The organism is Candidatus Uabimicrobium amorphum, from assembly GCF_009002475.1.
Classification (GTDB): Bacteria; Planctomycetota; Uabimicrobiia; order Uabimicrobiales; family Uabimicrobiaceae; genus Uabimicrobium; species Uabimicrobium amorphum.
Genome location: NZ_AP019860.1, coordinates 6,764,572 through 6,783,564 on the forward strand (window position 1 = coordinate 6,764,572; position 18,993 = coordinate 6,783,564).

Consider the following 18,993-nt stretch of genomic DNA (forward strand, 5'->3'; position numbering starts at 1 on the left):
AAGGAGAGTTCACATGGAACATGTGCAAATTTGGGGATCATTTTTAACTGCGGCAGCGCTAATTATATTTGCAGGTGTCAAATTAACAACATATGGCGACATTCTTTCCGAAAGATTAAACCTTGGACACGCTTTTATTGGCGCAGTACTGATCGGTTGGAGTACTTCACTTCCTGAATTAGTACTATCAATAGGTACAGCAGTATATTCTAATGCTCCTAACATAACAATGGGTAATGTTGTGGGGAGTAACCTTTTTAATATTTTCATCATTGTGATTCTCGATGTTATATACCGCCAGGGAGCTGTATTACGCAGTGTTGACTCCAGAGTTCGCCTTTCGACCATCCTGTCTCTAATTATGGTATGCATTGTCGGAACATGCCTTTATTTTAACTTATCGCAAAAAATCAACATTTCCAGTGTAGATCTTGGTTTTTCAAAGTTAGGGTATGATTCCATTGTGATTTTTGCCATGTATGTAGTGTGTATGATCGCTCTATTTCGTTCAGACCAAGAACAACAACATACCGGAGAAAAGAAATACAGCAACGTCTCTCTGTCTACTTTAGCCCTAAAATGTCTATTTGTTATTGGTATTATTGTGGCGACTGGTTTGTGGTTAAGTGTTATCGCCAAAAATATTAATCATGTTTACAAACTCGACGAAGGGTTTGTGGGAAGTTTTTTCCTAGCCATTGTAAGTTCACTTCCTGAAGTTATGACATGTTTTATTGCTGTGCGCATGGGATTTAATAATATGGCAATTGGAACATTATTTGGAAGTAATATTTTCAATATGGGAATTATTGCTGTTTGTGACGTATTCTATGGAGAACACCTATTTAAACAGTTTGACTCCAGCCACTACATCGGTATTGTTTTTGTTGTGATTTTGACTTTTGTTACGTTGGGTACACTCAAATTCAAGCAAGGTAAAAAGGCATATTTTATAGGTGTCGAATCTATGGCAATCGCTGTTTTGTATGTGTTGGCAATGTATACTATTTATGATTCTTCTTGGCTTAAAATGATTTTTGGATCATAATTGGTTGAAGCTGAAAGTTTTAGATATCTAAAACGGCTTACATCGTCAAATGGGCACTCAATATACGGACTATCATACGTAGCTTTGCCTTAAATATTAAATGCCTTAATTAGCTACAGTCATTGCACATGCTGGCTGTAGCTACTTAATTCCCATCGCAGTGTTTTTTGGCTACAAAGTTTGACGAAGTTCTTGGAAACGAAATATTAAAGGTGGCTAAATATGAATTGCGAAGATGGAGTAGAAGAAGTAATTGATGAGGGCTATGTATTAAATGTACAAAATCCTGTACAGTTGGTGAGTTCTCTAGCTTTTTTTTTACGGGAGCGCAACTACGTTTGCCTGTATGACACAAGCATTTTATCTTCGCCAGAAAAATATTTAAAAAGAAACGCCTTTGTCGACATTAGCAAAGATTTTTTATACAAGTGGTTTTTGTTTTTCACCGGCGTATCGCGCCATTTATCGAATTTTGAAAACTTAATTCTCATACCTGAAGTGGTAAGAGAAGTTTCCAATATTCTTCAGGCGGCGATCTCGATCATCGAAAAGAAAAAATTAGAGTATAAGGAACTCTCTTCTCAGGAAAGAGAAGAGCTATGCGTTGTCTACCAGCAGCTGGCCAAAAATGAAGAGACGTTACGCAAAATTTTACAAACCATTCACCCTTCGGAAAAACCACATCCCACAATTTTCAATTCTATTTTAAATATGGTGAAGTTTTTAGATGCGCATTTAGAATTAAAAAAATCTGATTCACGAGTGACAAACGATACCGATGAGCGTATTGTTGCTCGGGTGTTCTATGAAGTGTTAGTAAATGGGCATAATACTTGTGTGTACACTCGCGACGATGACATTCGCAAACTCATTAGCGTGACCTTTCGTTTGCTCATTTCAAAATTTGCACAAAAAGATGCTTTCAAAGAGATTTTACGCAATCTTTTCCATCGCAATATTTTAGTTTTAAAATTTAATTACGAAAAGAAAGTATTTTCGCGCTTTTTTGAGAGTTCAACGCTTGAAAATATCGAAGACTTCAAATTCTCGCGCAGAATTATGCAAGAGACAGATGTAAATACTATTTTAACGGGGTTGGAAAAACACGTCGCTGATTTAGTGGAGGTTTTTGAAGACTATCATCGCGAAAATAATCCCGAGGAAGACGACATTCTCGATGAGGATATTATCCACAGTTTGAAAAAGATGTACGATCATCTGCACAAGCTAGAGATCAAAGAGGATATAAAAAATAACAGTAAAAGAATATATATTTACCAAGAACTCTCTTATCTTTTGGAAAGTCTGGGAGAAATGCCTTTCGCGGAAAAGATAATGGAAACAACGCGACAAGAGCAAAAACAGTGGATTGAAAAGCAATTGCGTATTTTACAAGAAAATAAAACAGCCCTTGAAACAGAATTTGTAAAAATATCACAACAACACAATGATGATTTGGAATACAAGGTAATTAAAAAAATCAAATGTGCTGTGGAAAAACTGGAAGAAAATTCTTTAAAGATATATTTTTTCCAAAGCGCGTTGGAGCAGAATTTCTTTCGCTTAGATGAAGACAGCTACGCATCATTTACCCAGCTACTACAAAATTTTAGCACGCATGGTTTTGAAGTCGAATCAAAAGAAACTCCCGTGCCAATCGAAAAAATTGCGCAAATTACGAATTTCTCGATTGCGGAAGTTATCAAAATAATCGAAAAACACGACATCTCCCATGAGGGTACATACGCATATTTATCACAAAAACACTTGTTGTTCTTTCTTTTTGGCCGCTAGACAATGGATGAAGAAAACGAAATTCAAAAGTTAAAAGAACAAATTCGCAAAATGCAAGATCATTTAGAAGACCACTATTTGGAACAAATAGCGCGTTACAAGGTTATCATTAGAGAGTATGAACAAGATATCTCCATGCTGAAAAAAGAAATTTACTCTCTGCGTGAAAATCTTCCCACAAAAAGACATGAGCAAATAGAACGCGCCAACCCTTGGCATTGCGTTTTTTGTGGTGCCTTAAATCCTCTCCCGTGTAATGATTACCTTTGTATGCATTGTCAAAAAATACGTCCTTTTATGACGCTCACCTCAACTCTCGTCAAATGCGGTTGCTGCTCAAAATTTAATTTTGCGCTGGCAAATTTCTGCGAATGGTGTGGAGATACAATTAGAACGGTGGAAAATGAATGAAAAAAGTAACAGGTATTGGTGGAATTTTTTTTAAAACACAAGATCCAAAACAAATGAAAGATTGGTACCAAGAGCACCTAGGTATGAAAATGAATGAATATGGATCGCTGTTTGAATTTCGTACCGGAGATGATGGACAGAAAAAAGGTTATTTGCAATGGAGTACTTTTGCTAAAGATAGCGATTATTTTGCTCCATCAGCACAAAATTTCATGATAAATTATCGCGTCCACGATTTAGAAAAATTACTCGAAGAACTAAAGAGTAGCGGAGTGGAAATTGTCGGCGAAATGCAAGTATACGAGTATGGAAAATTTGCGCACATCATGGACCCCGAGGGAAATAAAATCGAATTATGGGAACCGGTTGATGAAGTGTTTACCAAAGAATACGACGGAAACACTAACCACGAATAAGTTGCACAATTTTCGGTGATGGTCACGGTCACGGTGACGATTACGGCTACGGTAACGATTACGACTACTGTGATGATTACGGTGGTGGGTCAAATAACCTGACAGAAAAAAATTTTTTTTTATACACTTTTTATAAAAAATATAGCAAAATTTGTTTACACCGCTAAAGCTTGCACAATTACAATGAAAATTTTATCGTTTTTTTATTATGCAGATAAATTAGGAGTTTTTTAATGAGATTTGCAATTTCAAGTAACAAATATTGGTTGATATTGCTTTTGGCGGCATTTATGGTGGTTAGCCCCACTATGTATGCGCAAGACGATTTCTATGATGAAGATGGTCAAGATGGTCGATTTGGTGAAGAAGAGGAGTTCGGTGGTTCCTGGATACGCGTAAAAGGGAAAGGCTCTACACTAAAAGGTGCGATTACTCGTGGTTGGAAAACTGCGATGATGAAGTTTCTCAAAGACAACATCGACATGGAATACTACGAAGGACGCAATAACGAAATTAGAAAACATATTGCGGAAAACTGGTCAGACTATTGTGTCGGTGATCCTGAGAGACCACGCATCACCAAACGATATAATGGTCGTACTCTACGTATGAGGGTACGCATTGATGAAGATTCTTTACTTAGTGACATTCGCAATTTGGTAAAAAAAGCCGATGATAAACTGGATGGTTTATGGGTTGCGATTGTTTCTGATCGCGAGAATAATCCTTACCAAGGTACCAAACCAAGTGATAAAGATGAAAATACCGATCGCGATGTGATGTTTGACAATGTTCAAAACCTATTAGGTAAACATATGAAAATTCGCGATCTACGTGCAATTGATCGTTTGATGAAAAAAGAAGCACAAATGCTTGGTTTAGCAGCAGGTGCTGATCCTCAGGCATACATTGCTCGTAAATTCGCTCAAGTACAACTCGCTGTTTACCTATGGCTTACCACAAGACGCGTTTCCAAAGATCCAGCGATGGGAGTACCTGTTTGGTATGCAACCATTGGTTGTCGTGTTGTTCACTTGCAGACCGCACAAGAACTTGTGAAGTTTCAAATTACTTCCGGAGATAAGACAAGCATCAAACCGGTAGGGGTTTTTGGTGGTTTGACAGAAAGAATGGCACGCGCTGCCGCAATCAAGAATGTAGCAAAAGCAGTTTATCAACGTGTTTACAAGCAAATACGCACTCGTAAAACCGTTTTAGAAGAAAACGTCTACACGGTTAAATTTGTGAATTTTACATCGCGCCAAGAACGCAAAATTAAAGACGCTATGCTAGATATGAAACACGGCAAAAGAGCATATTGCAAGATCGAAGCGGCAACTGGTGGTGGTAGTGGTTACATGGAATATAGCCTAAAGTGGCGTCGTACCCGCGATTCACAAGCAGATATCATTGACATTATTATCGGTTTTTGTGAAGACAATGAAGTTGAAGTTGACAGTAACAAATCGACAAAAGGTGTTATTTACTTTGAACCCGTAGAAGATGAAGACTACGACGACTTCTAAAATGAAAAATAGAGAGCAGAGCTTGAAAATACTCAAGTTCTGTTCAATTGTTTGCAGAAAGGAGCGAATAGTTTTCTATTCGAAACTTAATATGAAAAAAATATTAAAGCTCAGCTTGGTAATCTCTTTGATATTTATGATTGGTTGTGCAAGTACTAGTGAAGAAGATGTGGATGTGAGACCTTTACCTCCAGAAGATGATGTGGCCTATCAACCTGATCCTGATCCATATCCACCGCAACAAGACACAAATCCTGTCCACGACGACGTTCACGTTCCAACCGACGAAGAATTGAATATCGACCCCAATGCTGATTCATACGAACAAGTGAAATATAATGAAGAGGTAGAAGAAGTAGCTAGACCTGCTAGACAATCCTATACCCCAGAGGAAAATCATACTCCCGGAGAGAAAACCTATTTGAGTATTCACATCAAAAATTTTGATGATCGCGATACACTAATGGGAATTCGCCAGGCGATTTTACAGGGTGCCCATGGTAACTATACGATTGAGCAAGAAACAGCTCCTAACCGCAAAAGCGTACACTTAAAGCTATGGTCAGATCTATCTCCTATTAACCTCGAAGAAACATTAAACAACTTATTCATGAATGAAGGCTATGAAGTAGAGTTTAGAAGAAAATCAGATCATCTACTTGTCATCGTTCCTCCATTCTAAGTTCATTGAAATTTATGGTGATAATTCTCTTTCACAACAGAGAATTATCACTCTTGTCACATAAGTAACACCTACTGGTTTAGTAGGTAACTTTTCATCTGGACACCCACCTCAGAGTTCCATTTTCATTTTCGAGAAAGGTCGAGGTATGTTAAAAAAAATACAATTTTTACTGCTGTGCGTTGTTCTAAGTGCAGCGATGGTAGCACAGGATTTTGACGACAATTTCGTTGAAAATACGTTTATTGCCGAAGGAAAAGGCAGTACCAAAAAAGGGGCGATTGTTCGCGCTCGAGTGGAAGCAATGTTGAAGTTTTTGAAATTGAATATGGATAGCGGTGACTATGAATCTCATAATCAACAAATAGAAACTTTCCTCGTCGAAAACTATCGCGAATACACACATGACAACGTCAATGTCGTGCAACCATACCGTGATCGCCAAATTCGCATCATGGTCGAGGTAAAAGGTGATGTTCTTCTACAAGACATCAAGAACAAGTTTTTGCGTGCGCGTAGTAAGGCCGCTGGGATATGGGTATCTGTGAATGCCGACCGCAAAGTGAACAGCAATCGCAGTTTAGACATGGTTTTAGCTACTGTACAAGATGAATTGGGAAAACACTTTACAGTGCGCGACACCGTTGCGATGAAAAACTTGATGAAAAAAGAAGGACAAATGTTGGATTTGTCGGCGAGTTCTGATCCGCAAAATTATACATGGCGTAAGTTTAGCTCTATTCCTATCGCAATGTATTTTTGGCTAAAAATGGGTTATAAATACGACGAAGGTACCGGCGGAAAGGTCTACCGCGCACGTATTGGTGCACGAGCCGTACACGTTGTTACAGCACAAGAGCTATTTCATTTTCAACACGACAAAATAGGTTCCACTCGCGAAGGAACTATTATGACAGCTTCTATTGAAGTTGCCCAAAAAATAGTTGCGCAGGTATCTCAATACAACACGATTCTTCCCGAGGGAGAATATACCTATAAATTTGTCAATTTCGAGCGTAAAGAAGATCGCGATAAAATTCGCCAAACCATGCTTGACTTGAAAAACGGAAAACGTCGCTATCTCGATATTCTTCCTGGAGGTATTGGTGGAGGCGAAAGCTATTTTACCTATCGCGTGAAGTGGTTACGCAGCCACTCTCAATTTGAAATGATTCAAATTGTTCTTGAATATCTTGCAACAAATCAAGTTGTTGTTAAATGCGATAAATTTACACAAAAAGTGATGATCTTCGAACCACCTAACAGTAATTGGAGCGGTGGTGGCAATACTGGTGGAGGCAACAACGATTATCAGCCGCCGGTAGAAGAACCAGTATATGAAGATGATTGCGACTATATTATTGCCGAAGGAAAAGCCAGAACGAAGAAAAGTGCAATTACACGCGCGTGGCGCGAAGCGATGCTCAAGTTTTTAGAAGATAACGTCGAATACGAATATTTTGAAGGAAATCGAAACAAAATAGAGCGTTTTCTTGTAGAGAATTGGGAAGATTATACTTCTACCGAACCAGAAGAAGCGATTATTTTACGTCGTTTTGATGGACGCCGCATTCGCATCAAAGTTTGTATCGAACAAGACGATCTTTTGAAAGACATCTATAACTTGGTCAAGAAAGCCGATGATAAGCTTTCTGGTATGTGGGTAGCCATTGTTTCCGATCGTGAAAACAATCCTTACCAAGGCACTAAGCCCAGCACCAAAGACGAAAACACCGACCGCGATGTTATGTTTGATTACCTACAGAATTTACTAGGTAAACATATGAAAATTCGCGACTTACGTGCACTTGATCGTTTGATGAAAAAAGAAGCACAAATGCTTGGTTTATCAGCTGGTGCTGATCCTCAAGCTTTTATCGCGCGTAAATTTGCTCAAGTACAAATTGTCGTGTATTTGTGGCTCACCACAAGACGCGTTTCTAGAGATCCGGCAACAGGTACTCCGGTATGGTATGCAACGGTTGGTTGTCGCTTAGTACATTTGCAAACAGCACAAGAACTTGTCAAGTTTCAAATTACGTCAGGTGACAAAACTTCCATCAAACCAGTGGGGGTATTTGGTGGTTTAACGGAACGCATGGCACGCGCCGAAGCGATTAAAAACGTGGTACGCGCATGTTACGAGAGAGTGTATAATCAAATTCGTACGCGTAAGACAGTTTTACAAGAAAATATATACACCGTAAAATTTGCCAATTTCACCTCGCGGCAAGAACGCAGAATTAAAGACGCTATTCTCGATTTAAAGAGTGGCAAAAGAGCATATTGTAAGATAGAAGCTTCCACAGGTGGTGGAAGTGGCTATATGGAATACACATTGAAATGGCGCCGTACACGTGACACCCAAGCAGATATTATCGATATTATTATCGGATACTGTGAGGATAACGAAGTTCAAGTTGATAGTAATAAATCAACAAAAGGGGTTATTTATTTTGAACCTGCGGAAGATGAAGACGACGACGATTTCTAAGATGTATTTACAGTAAAATAAAAAAAGCACCCGTTTGGGTGCTTTTTTTATTGGGAATGTTACTCTGCCGCGACAGTCTCTTCTTTGATAAAGAGGTAAATGAGGTAGATGATAGCGATAATAACAAAAAGATTCGCCAAGGAGCTTTCATAAGAAGTTAACGAAGTTTTTTTCTTGTCATTCTGCGTTTGTAAAACCTTTGCTTTCGGCAAAATAGGGTCAACGTTTTCGTTATTTCTCAATTGTTCGTTGAGTTGTATAACGCTTAAGTCAGAAAGCGGCTGTGCTTTGCTATACATCGCAGTAACCGGACCGGCATTCCCCAAAAACTCTTTGTTGTTATGTGGTCCTGCCAACACCACTTGACTACTTAAAGTTTCTACAGGAAATGACTGATTTTTATAGGTATTTGCCGGTATACGCGACAAGCGCAAAAACGGAAAACGAAATTGAAAATTCATCTTTTTCCATTCATCTAAAGCAAATAGCGTACAGGGATGTTGCTCCAAAAGTTTTGTAAGTTGAGCATGTCTCTGTGGTATAAGTAGAACAACGCAGTCCACTTTTTCCTCTTGCAAATTTTTCATTTGCTCTTCTAAGCTTCCACTGGTAATTGTGGCTTTTTCTTCCAGCTGAAATGCCTTCACTAGAATACGCGTCATAGTATGCGAACCGGTTTTTTCTTGGACAGTACCAATGGAACGCACTTCAGTAAAGCTTTCATATTTGTGATTGCTACGCATAAGAATATGACACATCTTGTAGCCTACGGGTGCTACTGCTTCGAGAAGAGTTTTACGATTTTGTACAACACGATCTATGTCAAAAAAACTTTCTGCGCCTACAAGAGCAATGCGCGCTTTTCCAGAGATGACCATTTCACTGGGGGAAGCACAACGTTCAAGTTTCAAGCGCCTTCCACGAAAAACTTTGTGAATCGCTTGTTGGGCTTTACCCGCCATACCACTCAATTCGTCAAGATTTTCAACCGCAAAGGAAAGTTTTTTATACTTGTCTTTTTGTTTTCTTCTTCAGGTATTAACTTGTTTTTGCGTAAAAATTGACTTGCCACATCGCGGTAATGTACCCCTTCGAGCTCTACTTGTTTGTTCATCGCTCGCATTGTCTTTTCATCAATGAGTCCCGCGAGTTTTCCTAATATGTTGTTGATCCCAGGATAACGTTTTAGAGTTTTGTTATGGACGATAGGTGCTGCTTCGTATACAGGAAAAAAACGTAGATTATCGCTAAGCGTTTTTAAGTTAAAGGCTTCAATTTGGCCGTCGGTGGAATAACCTATAACGATATCTACTTCTCCATCAAGTAAAGCGCGGTATAATATCGATTTGTCGTCTTCGACGATTGTTTGCGCCGTTTTAAGTCCATAACGTCGTAACATTGCCGACAAACCATCCAAAGGGCGTTTGGTAAAATCTTCGTCACAGCCAATGCGCAAACTTTGTACATTCGTTAGATCTGTCATTGTCTCTATTTTTTGTGCTATGGATTGGTCGCGTCTCATGACAAGAACATAATTATTCGCAAATCCAAGTCGCGCTTGCCATGCGACACCGAGGTTGGCAAATTGTTCTTTTACTCTGGAAAAAGCCTTTTCACGATCACTAAGAGAAGGTTCCCCTAGTATCATGAGCCCCGTACCAGTATATTCTGTATAGATATCTAACTGTCCTGATGTCAATCCTTGAATACAGTCGCGCGTGTTGCCATATGGGATCACTCGTTTTACAGCGATGTTTTCGTTTTCGAGTAGTTGTGCCATAATCTCGGCGAGTACTAGTTGCTCGCTGAAGGTTTTTGCTCCGATCTTTACCGGTTCTTTACAACCGCAAAGTAACGCGAAAATTAACAAACATATCCAATACTTTTGCATTAGGCATCTCCCTTTTCTGTTCGCAAAACCCGAAAAAATGCCACAATCTGTAGCAGTAAAATAATGCTAAATGGAATGGCACCACTTATGGCAATTGCTTTGGGCACTTCAATTCCACCGACCACTAAACTGGAAGCGGAGAGTAGAGAAATGACAAGTCCCCATGTTAATTTGTGTTTTGTCGACGGATCTAAATCTCCGTGGCTGGTCATCATTCCGATGACAAATGTCGCAGAGTCAGCACTTGTTACCAAAAAGACAAAAATCGAAAATAGGGCCAATATTTTTAATAGCAAGGTCAACGGATAGTAGTCGAAAAGAGCAAAGAGCGCCTTGGTCACATCTTCGCGAACCAATTCTCCCAGTCCTCCCGAACCAAAAATTTCAATGAAGAAGCCCGAACCACCAAATGCGGAAAACCACAAGATGGAGAATAGCGTTGGAAGAAATAGAACGCCGATGATAAACTGGCGTATCGTCCTACCTTTACTTATTCGCGCGATAAAAATGCCAACAAATGGTCCCCAAGCAATCCACCAGATTAAGTAGGTCAGTGTCCACGAAGCGCTCCAACTTTGTAAACCTTCATATGGATAAAGATGAAAAGACATACGCACGATGTTTGTTGCGTAGTCACCAAGGGTATTTACAAAAATCTCTAGGATAAAACGCGCAGGCCCAGCAAAAATGACAAATAGCATTAAAAATCCCGCAACACTCATGTTGAGGTTACTCAGTATTTTGATTCCCTTATCCAGGCTGGTGCTGGCAGATATCATAAAGCAAATGGTGATAAAAATTAAGATACCGATGTAGTACATGTCGGTATTGGCATTGATATGAAAGGATGTTGTCAAACCAGACGCTAGCTGCAACACTCCCATTGCCAGCGAACCGGCCACACCAAATACCACAGACAACACGGCAATCACATCGGTAATATGGCATGTCTGCTTGACATATTTCCCCGAGAAGGCTTCTTTGATGGGCGTGGAACAAAGGTAGGGTTTCTTTTTGCGGAAGCCAAAATAAGCGAGAACTAGTGCACTCATGGCGTAAATACCCCATGCATGAAGTCCCCAGTGGAAGTTGGTGATCACCATTGCCGCACGCGCTGCCTCTGCTGTTTTGGCCTGGGCTGTTGGTGGCGACATAAAGTGAAAAACCGGTTCCGCTACCCCCCAGAACAAAAGACCGCATCCCATACCCGCGGAGAATAGCATGGATAGCCATGACACAGTGGTAAATTCTGGTTCTTCGTCAGGTCCACCTAGCTTAATATGTGCATACTTTCCAAACGCCAGATACAAAGCCAAGGCAACGAGGAAAGTACTCATCAGTAGGAAAAACCAGTCCAAGTTTTTTAACATAAAACTAGTGGACGATAGAGCAACGCTTGTCATTTGCTCTGGACGAACCGCCCCCCAAATAGCAATGGCACCGCAAAAAACTAACGATGCCCAAAAAACAATAGGGAAATCACCTATGTACTCATGTTCTTCAACGGGATGTTGTGGATTACTTTCGGTAGGTGTGTTATTTGTCTTTTTCATAAACAACGACTTTCTGTTAATTTCTATAAAATACTCCTGGTGAAGAACCAGAAGAGCAAGTGAGGAAAGTCGTATATGGCATAAATCATGCCAAAAGAGTAAGAGATGTCTGATAAGTGGGTAAAACACACATTTTTTTATTTCTCATGAGAGATTTGGAGATAAATGTTGGTGATATGGCCATATGAGTTGGTGATATCGCCAACTCTATTTGTATTTTAGGAGCGTTTTTATTTTTTGAGTTGTTTTTTACGATAACGAAAGGCGTAGTAGCTAAGTCCTAGTAAACGCGCCGCCAACGCATCGTTTCCTTGAGATTTCTTGATGGCTTCCTCCATATAATGCGCTTCTAGAGCGTTCAAGTCCATTCCTTCTTCGGGTAATGGTTGCAGTAAATTATTATGCATTTTCGAAGGAACACTTGTTTTGTAAATACCAACTGCTTTTGCGTTTAAGGTAGGTCCTTTTCCCAAAATAACACCCCGTTCTATAAAATTTTTCAGCTCGCGAATGTTCCCTTTCCAGCGATGTTTTAAAATATACTGCTCGACCTCTGGAGAAATTTTATTAAATTTCTTTTTGTAATTTTTCGAGAGTTCGATTAAGAAATGTTTGGCGATGGGTATGATATCTTTGCGGCGCTTGTTAAGAGAGGGCACACGTATTTTTATTAAAGCTAAACGGTAATATAAATCTTCGCGAAATAATTTTTTCGCGATCATTTTTTCTAGATTTTTATTGGTGGCGGAAACAATACGCGTTTTGACAAACAGTTTCTTTGTTCCTCCGAGGCGGTAGAATCCACCATCCTCTAAGAAACGTAGAATTTTGGCCTGCGCGTCGAGACCCAGGTCACCAATCTCGTCTAAAAACAACGTACCGTTTTGCGCAAGTTCTAATTGTCCCTTTTTTCCTTTTGTTCCCGCTCCACTAAACGCACCTTTCTCATAACCAAAAAGCTCACTTTCAATTAAATTTTCGGGAATGGATGCACAATTGAGTGCGACAAACGACTTTTGAAAGCTCTCGCTTTTATAGTGGATGGTCCGCGCAATAAGGTCTTTTCCTGTGCCTGACTCTCCCAAAATAAGAACAGGCGCAGGGCTTTTGGCCACCGAGTCCACCATGGTCATGACTTCTTGAATACTGTCGCTTTCTCCGATGAAACAAGGTAGATTTTCTTCAAAATACTTCTGTTGTAGTAATTCCACTTCTTTTTTCATATGCAAAGATTCAAAACAATTGTGGACCTTACGTACCACCATTTTGAGGTTAAATGGCTTGGTGATGTAATCATACGCTCCTTGTTTCATACAAGAAACCACCATGGGGATTTCGTCATTTGCCGTCACCATAATTACCGCGGTTCCCGGGGACTTTTGTTTTAATTGCTTTAAGGCATTGACACCTCCAATACCCGGCAATTCGATATCGAGTAGTACCAAATCCACAGGTTCTTCATCGATGCTTTTCAACGCCTTTTCTACAGTGGAAAAAGTTTTCACCGTACAAATTTTCTTAAGAGCCTGGCGCAAAGAATTACGTACACCGACTTCGTCGTCTATGATATACAAACAAAACATCGTATTTCTCCGAAGATAGAAAGTGTTGTCCATGAAGGTTTTTATAATATGGCTATTTGGCCAACAATACAATAAAATACTTCATAAATTTTATTGTAACTACCTAGCTTGTCGAGGATAATTATGGTACGAGTGTTTTGTTATTGTTAATATTTGACGTTGTCTCAGGGAGATAGTATATGACGGGAAAAGTCAAAACTTGTACTATTGTTGTGACTGCAATTTTGATCACGTTGTTTACGATGTTTTCTTTTGGTTACTACAAAGCGAAGATGGACATATACAAGAAAATCCCGAATATAAAAGAAATTCAATACCACGGTATCTCGGCTTTTTCTACAAAGATATATGGTGGCGGATGCGATGTGTGGTTTGAATATAGTTATTTATCTTTTGCTTTTCAGGTAAAGACAACAAGTAAGAAGCCATTTGTATGCGAATGGATTTTAACAAAAAAGGGACCGAAAATTATCTATGGTGGTTGGGCTGTATCTGTTGGCAACTAGAACTTATCCATTACGGTGGCAAAAACACTGGCAATATCGTCATCTATTTTTTTTGTTAAAAACTCAAAGAGATCATGGTCTGTTTCGCCGCGGTTGATGATAACATAAGGATTTCCATTACGTGCGGTGATTCGTGGAATTTCTGCAGCTGGATATACGCTTAGAGTCGAGCCGAGGGCAATCACCATATCTGCTTTATGCGCTTTATCTACAGCAGAGTCTAAATCTTTTTCACGTAGATTTTGTCCAAAACTAATAGTTGCGTGTTTTAGATAACCACCACATGGACAACAAGGTGGTTTTCCGGTACGGGTGAAGTAGTCAAAATGTGGTTGTGGATCGCTTGTTTCATGGCATGTTTGACATTCTACAAAGCTATTTGTCCCGTGTAGTTCTATCAGTTTTTCCTCTGTGGTTCCTGCCATACGGTGTAAACCATCGATATTTTGTGTAACCACACAACATAGTTTTCCCATCTTTTCGAGTTTTACTATTGCTTGATGAATGCTATTAGGACGTGCACTTTGGAATTCCTGCCATCCATCTAATTTGAATTGCCAGTAGTCGATGCGCGATTCCTCAAAACTCATAAATTCTTGGTAATAAATCGGATTTCTATTTTTCCAGATACCTTGCGGTCCTCTAAAATCTGGTATTCCGCTTTGGGTAGAAACTCCTGCACCGGTAAATATCAATATATTGTGCGCGTTTTTTATCAAGTCAAAAAGAGTATCATGCATGACATGGCCCTAAATGGATGTTATGTTGTGGTTTGTTAAAGAGTTGAGCACATGGTCTTGCCAACCGTTGTGTATAAATAAATAATCACGAGCATATCCTTCTGTCACAAAACCCAGACGCCGCAAGACGTTACGACTACGATAATTGTGTGGTAGGTGATTGGACTGTATACGGTGTAGGCGCAGTTCTTCAAAAACATATTCAATTGCTGCTTGCAGTGCCTCATACATAAAACCATTCCCTTGGGCCTTTTCGGCAAGTGAGAAACCTAAATTTGCACAGTGAGAACAGCCGCGTACAAAACACGAGAAGTTGCAGTGTCCTACAATTTGTTTTTCCTCACGCGTAAAAATAAAAAATTTGGCACTTTGGTCGTTCAAAAATTCACGGCGGTGTTGTTCTAGTGTGTTTTGCCAGTACTCTAAAGTAAAATAGCTTTCCTTACGTGGTGGGTCCCATGGCTTGTGAAAATCGCGATTTTCGACTACGTACTTTACGACGCTTGGTGCTTCTTCGATCGAAGGAATCGTAATTGTGAGGCGATCTGTTGTTATCTGAGGAATTTCCATAACGACCTTTCTGTTTTACAATTCTATGTCAAAATGATCCGTTGTTTCCATTGTAACTCCGAGCCCTTCTGCCATTCTGTTGACAAAATTAAAGTACGACGTTACCTGAACGAGATGTAAAATTTCTTCATCGCTATAACCAGCTCTTACCAATGACTGATGGTCGTCATCGCTCATTTCGCGAACGTTTTCCGTTAAGCGTTTGGCGAATTTTAGTCCGTGCAATTCTTTTGATGAAATACAAGAGCTATCCAAGAAGTTTTCGATAAAGTCGGCAAATTCATCTTGCGACCACAATTTACGAAGAGACTCTCCGTGATGTTGCACTCAGTAATGGCAATGATTCCAGCGCGAGACACTCATAGCAATCATTTCGCGAAATTTTCGCGAGAGAGGCGATTCTTTGAACATCAAAGTGAGATAAAATTTGTAATGATCTACCATTGCTTGGGGATGGAGGCTTTGTGATTGCAGTATGTGGGCGTTTCCTGCCGCACCAATTTTTTTATAAGCATTTTGCAGCTTTTCCTCTTGGGTATTATTTGGTGGGATGGTCTTTATTCTACTCATGTACTTTTCCTCATTTTTGACAAAGTTTTTATACACAGTTATTTTCTACCACATCTGAAAAATAATAACAAGGTAAAAGCTACTTCGAGCCCGAGCCCGCTTCCGAGCCCGCTCCCGAAAACCATCTAAAGGAATTACAATGATAATTAAGATTATATATCAAAACTTGCAACGCAAATCAAAACTCTAGTAATTACTTCGGGCTCGGGCTCGGGCTCGGAAAAATAGTTTATGGTCTTAAGAATATTTGATAAGATGAAATGACAATTAGGGCGTGTCATCAATTAACCTTTACTTACTATTTAGCCCTTATAAATACTAGCGTCGTTGCTCCGTATTTAAATAACCTAGCTATGATGCATTCGGAGCGCCTAGCTAGAATTCACAAAGACTTTAATATTAAACAAACTTTAATTGATGACACGCCCCACTTTTAAGGAAATGAATATGAAACATTTTATTGCCATTCTCATCATGATTTTGATATGCAGTTGTAATGAAAAGCCTGGACAAACAGTTGCGAAAACAAAGAAAAACTTTTCATGGCCACCTGTTTTGGGAAAAGAGTATCCCAATTTACAATTATACAATCACAGAGGGGAATTTGTACGACTCAATAAATTCAAGGGGAAAATTATTGTTGTCGAACCGATCGGCATGAATTGTCCTGCTTGCAATGCGTTTGCTGGTGCGAACGACAAAAGTATTGGTAAATTTTCTGGTATTTCACCGCAGGCGAATCTTCCGTCTTTTAAAGAGGCCTTGAAAACATACGGCGGGATTGATTTTTCCAAAGAAGATATCATCTATATCCATTTACTTCTCTACGATTTAAAAATGCAAGCGCCCACACAACAAGACGCTAAAAATTGGGCAAAGCATTTTGCGATTCACTCTAAAAACGAAATGGTATTGGTGGGAACAAAAGAAATGCAAGGCCGTGCTAGCTATCGCATGATACCTGGTTTTTATCTTATCGATGAGAACTTTATGGTGGTCTCTGATAGTACAGGACATCACCCAAAACACAATCTTTATACAGAACTTATTCCAAAACTCAAAAAACTTTTACAACGACAAAAACAAAGTCAACAGGCGTTCTATGAAATATATCCACGCAATACCGACGCTCCTAAGGGGACGAAGTATCCATGCGCCTTTGCTCCTCTGCCATCACATCTAAAAGGAATTCCCCCACCACATCGTATTTTTGTCACAAAATTCTTTGCTCATGTGGTTGAAGCAATTCATACGCGGTTGAAGATGCACCAGGTTTTTTACGATACAAAGATGAACAGAAGAGCGGAGTTAAAAACGTATCACACAGAGCTGCAAAAAGTCATCGCCGCGTTGCAAAAATTAGAGGCACCACATGAAAAGTTGCAAAAACTTCCCGGTGAAATCGTCAAAGCGCTACTTTTACAACAGAAGGCATATACGACGCTGGTCGAAACAGGTAAATTTGCACAACAAGACGCCAGAGCGGGAAGTCGCATTTTATTGAATAGTTGGCAACAGGTTTCACGCTACTACAGCAAAATGAATCCCGAAGTAAAAAATGCGGCGTATCATCACCTTTGTGCTCTTGATGTTTACTAAGAAAAAAGCTCATTCTATAATAGGAGGTACAGAACAATGGGAATGGCAGAGGTATTTCTAGGACTAAAGCGCTATATCGCAAAAGGTGACGTAGCCATAGCGCTACAGCATTTGCAGCAGACAAACCCAAAAACAACAAAAGCGTTTTTTCGCGTTGTTCGCAAAAACAACTCTACCAAACTCATTGCAGGTGGTTTTTGGAATCCACATATCGCAATAGATGAGTCACCACACGGAATACTGTTCACATTTCTCGCCAATAAAAAGCTACAATGGACATTTCGCATTCTCTTTGAAGGAATTATTGCGGCATGTGTGGCGATTGCCCTAACGTATTTCATTATTCCCCTTGCTGCCCCATTGGTATACGCGAGTATACTCGCAGTGGCTTTACCAACGGTCATTTTTTTAGGCGCTGTCATTTTTTTGCGTATCATCCAGCGCGAATGTATGCGCGAAATGGTTGCGCAAATCAGCGAAATTTTGAAAGAAGAACTCATTGTATGCCAACAAATCGTCACAAAAAGCGCGACCCCGCGTAGCTGGTTAAAAGTGATATTGCCCAGTGTAATCGGCATCGGTTTTGCCTTGGCGATTGCGGTGGGAACTCATTTATTGGCTTGGAATTATTGGTGTAAAGGACTATATGCGCAAAGTGAAAACTTATGTCGTCCTGTGCAGATGATTGTCCATTACGTCCTCGGAGAAAATAACTCGATTGCTGCCGACACTAGCTATTACTTAGCGGAGTGTTTGCGTTGCCAGGGAAAAAACGAAGAAGCTCTGCAACTCTACCAAAGCTCTCTGCAACAAATGGAAACGTTTCTCGGAGGCAAACACATCTACATTGCTGATATTTGTTATAATATGGCGCGAATTTATGACAGGCAAAAAGAATACGTGAAAGCGCAACAATACTACAAGCGAGCGATTGATACATTAAGCAGCCAATTTCCCACATACATAAGTCTAGCGCGCATACGCAATCGTTTGGCAATGTTGTTGTTAAAACAAGACAATGTCGATCGTGCAGAAAAAGAACAGCGTGAAGCTATACGCATTGACAAACTCTACGGGAGGGTTCATCAGGGAGTTGCTGAAAACCTAAATGACTTAGGTTGCATTTTATATCATAAAAACGAATTGCAAGCGGCTTTTGAGCTGTTTGCGGAATCGTTGGATTTGAAAATGCGTATTTTTGGCAAGAAGCACTATACGCTTTATGCAACTTTGTATAATTTGTCTGTAGTAAGTGAAAAGCTACAACAAGATGAGCAAGCACAGATGTATCGCGATTGGGCACAGCAGTGTTTTAAACGTTGGTTTCGCAACGTAAAAAAATTAGAAGGTAAGGCCAGCGCTCAGCACATAGCGACTGTTTACCATCACATGTACGAGGTTCCGCATTTTTTTAGCCGTAGTAATGTGACTTTGTCATTAGTGGGTAATTATTAAGGTGGTTTTTCGTTATGGATATTCGTTTTCAGATGTATTCTCACCTCTGAAAACGAATATAGTATTGCATTTTGCCTACGCGATGTGCTAATATTAAATATCGACTATAAATATCAACCAAAATTATGAAGGGAGAATACTATGAGCTATTACCA

General features: G+C 39.7%; 18 protein-coding genes. 10 read left to right on the forward strand and 8 right to left on the reverse strand.

Annotation, left to right across the window (positions count from 1 at the left end; translation table 11 throughout):
* The first annotated feature begins 13 nt into the window (after positions 1-13).
* The 7 genes from UABAM_RS23895 to UABAM_RS23925 all read left to right on the forward strand — a co-directional run bounded on the left by UABAM_RS23895 (position 14) and on the right by UABAM_RS23925 (position 8,371).
* Positions 14-1,048 (forward strand): sodium:calcium antiporter, encoded by a 1,035-nt coding sequence (locus tag UABAM_RS23895; RefSeq protein WP_151970514.1) that lies wholly within the window; start codon positions 14-16, stop codon positions 1,046-1,048.
* A gap of 222 nt (positions 1,049-1,270) precedes the next feature.
* Complete coding sequence (locus tag UABAM_RS23900; protein ID WP_151970515.1) at positions 1,271-2,842, forward strand: hypothetical protein; 1,572 nt, start codon at positions 1,271-1,273, stop codon at positions 2,840-2,842.
* Positions 2,843-2,845: 3 nt separating this feature from the next.
* Entirely contained in the window at positions 2,846-3,253 is a 408-nt protein-coding gene (locus UABAM_RS23905; protein WP_151970516.1) for a hypothetical protein, read from the forward strand.
* Positions 3,250-3,669, forward strand: a complete 420-nt coding sequence (locus tag UABAM_RS23910; RefSeq protein WP_151970517.1) for a VOC family protein — start codon at positions 3,250-3,252, stop codon at positions 3,667-3,669. Before UABAM_RS23905 ends, UABAM_RS23910 begins: the two co-directional genes overlap by 4 nt.
* Positions 3,670-3,902: 233 nt before the next feature.
* Positions 3,903-5,195, forward strand: a complete 1,293-nt coding sequence (locus UABAM_RS23915; RefSeq protein WP_151970518.1) for a hypothetical protein — start codon at positions 3,903-3,905, stop codon at positions 5,193-5,195.
* A 91-nt stretch (positions 5,196-5,286) separates the two neighbouring features.
* Positions 5,287-5,877 carry a hypothetical protein gene (locus tag UABAM_RS23920; RefSeq protein ID WP_151970519.1) on the forward strand — a complete coding sequence of 197 codons (591 nt, stop codon included), beginning with the start codon at positions 5,287-5,289 and terminating at the stop codon, positions 5,875-5,877.
* 148 nt (positions 5,878-6,025) lie between these two features.
* On the forward strand, positions 6,026-8,371 hold the full coding sequence (locus UABAM_RS23925; protein WP_151970520.1) for a hypothetical protein: 2,346 nt from the start codon (positions 6,026-6,028) through the stop codon (positions 8,369-8,371).
* Between the two features lie 59 nt (positions 8,372-8,430).
* Here UABAM_RS23925 and UABAM_RS23930 read toward each other — a convergent pair whose 3' ends face one another.
* The 4 genes from UABAM_RS23930 to UABAM_RS23945 all read right to left on the reverse strand — a co-directional run bounded on the left by UABAM_RS23930 (position 8,431) and on the right by UABAM_RS23945 (position 13,398).
* On the reverse strand, positions 8,431-9,333 hold the full coding sequence (locus UABAM_RS23930) for a TAXI family TRAP transporter solute-binding subunit (RefSeq protein WP_151970521.1): 903 nt from the start codon (positions 9,331-9,333) through the stop codon (positions 8,431-8,433).
* Positions 9,334-9,338: 5 nt separating this feature from the next.
* Positions 9,339-10,262: an ABC transporter substrate-binding protein gene (locus UABAM_RS23935; protein ID WP_151970522.1), complete on the reverse strand. Its 924-nt coding sequence runs from the start codon at positions 10,260-10,262 to the stop codon at positions 9,339-9,341.
* Positions 10,262-11,815: a BCCT family transporter gene (locus UABAM_RS23940; RefSeq protein WP_151970523.1), complete on the reverse strand. Its 1,554-nt coding sequence runs from the start codon at positions 11,813-11,815 to the stop codon at positions 10,262-10,264. The genes UABAM_RS23935 and UABAM_RS23940 overlap by 1 nt, the downstream gene beginning before the upstream one ends.
* A 230-nt stretch (positions 11,816-12,045) precedes the next feature.
* On the reverse strand, positions 12,046-13,398 hold the full coding sequence (locus UABAM_RS23945) for a sigma-54-dependent transcriptional regulator (protein ID WP_173013539.1): 1,353 nt from the start codon (positions 13,396-13,398) through the stop codon (positions 12,046-12,048).
* A gap of 179 nt (positions 13,399-13,577) precedes the next feature.
* Between UABAM_RS23945 and UABAM_RS23950 the strand changes: the two genes are divergently transcribed.
* On the forward strand, positions 13,578-13,904 hold the full coding sequence (locus UABAM_RS23950; RefSeq protein ID WP_151970525.1) for a hypothetical protein: 327 nt from the start codon (positions 13,578-13,580) through the stop codon (positions 13,902-13,904).
* Here UABAM_RS23950 and UABAM_RS23955 read toward each other — a convergent pair.
* From UABAM_RS23955 to UABAM_RS23970, 4 genes are read right to left on the reverse strand one after another with little or no spacing between them, the layout of a single operon-like run.
* Positions 13,901-14,644, reverse strand: a complete 744-nt coding sequence (locus tag UABAM_RS23955; protein WP_151970526.1) for an SIR2 family NAD-dependent protein deacylase — start codon at positions 14,642-14,644, stop codon at positions 13,901-13,903. The two genes, UABAM_RS23950 and UABAM_RS23955, sit on opposite strands and share 4 nt — an antisense overlap.
* 9 nt (positions 14,645-14,653) lie before the next feature.
* A complete protein-coding gene (locus UABAM_RS23960; RefSeq protein WP_151970527.1) occupies positions 14,654-15,214 on the reverse strand; it encodes a GNAT family N-acetyltransferase in 561 nt (186 codons plus the stop codon).
* A 15-nt stretch (positions 15,215-15,229) separates the two neighbouring features.
* Positions 15,230-15,511: a carboxymuconolactone decarboxylase family protein gene (locus UABAM_RS23965; RefSeq protein ID WP_151970528.1), complete on the reverse strand. Its 282-nt coding sequence runs from the start codon at positions 15,509-15,511 to the stop codon at positions 15,230-15,232.
* 30 nt (positions 15,512-15,541) lie between these two features.
* Positions 15,542-15,784 (reverse strand): carboxymuconolactone decarboxylase family protein, encoded by a 243-nt coding sequence (locus UABAM_RS23970; protein ID WP_151970529.1) that lies wholly within the window; start codon positions 15,782-15,784, stop codon positions 15,542-15,544.
* Positions 15,785-16,231: 447 nt separating this feature from the next.
* Here UABAM_RS23970 and UABAM_RS23975 point away from each other — a divergent pair, with 447 nt between their 5' ends.
* Both UABAM_RS23975 and UABAM_RS23980 read left to right on the forward strand, forming a co-directional pair.
* Positions 16,232-17,383, forward strand: a complete 1,152-nt coding sequence (locus UABAM_RS23975) for a hypothetical protein (RefSeq protein ID WP_151970530.1) — start codon at positions 16,232-16,234, stop codon at positions 17,381-17,383.
* A gap of 36 nt (positions 17,384-17,419) precedes the next feature.
* Positions 17,420-18,838, forward strand: a complete 1,419-nt coding sequence (locus UABAM_RS23980; protein WP_151970531.1) for a tetratricopeptide repeat protein — start codon at positions 17,420-17,422, stop codon at positions 18,836-18,838.
* Positions 18,839-18,993 lie beyond the last annotated feature (155 nt).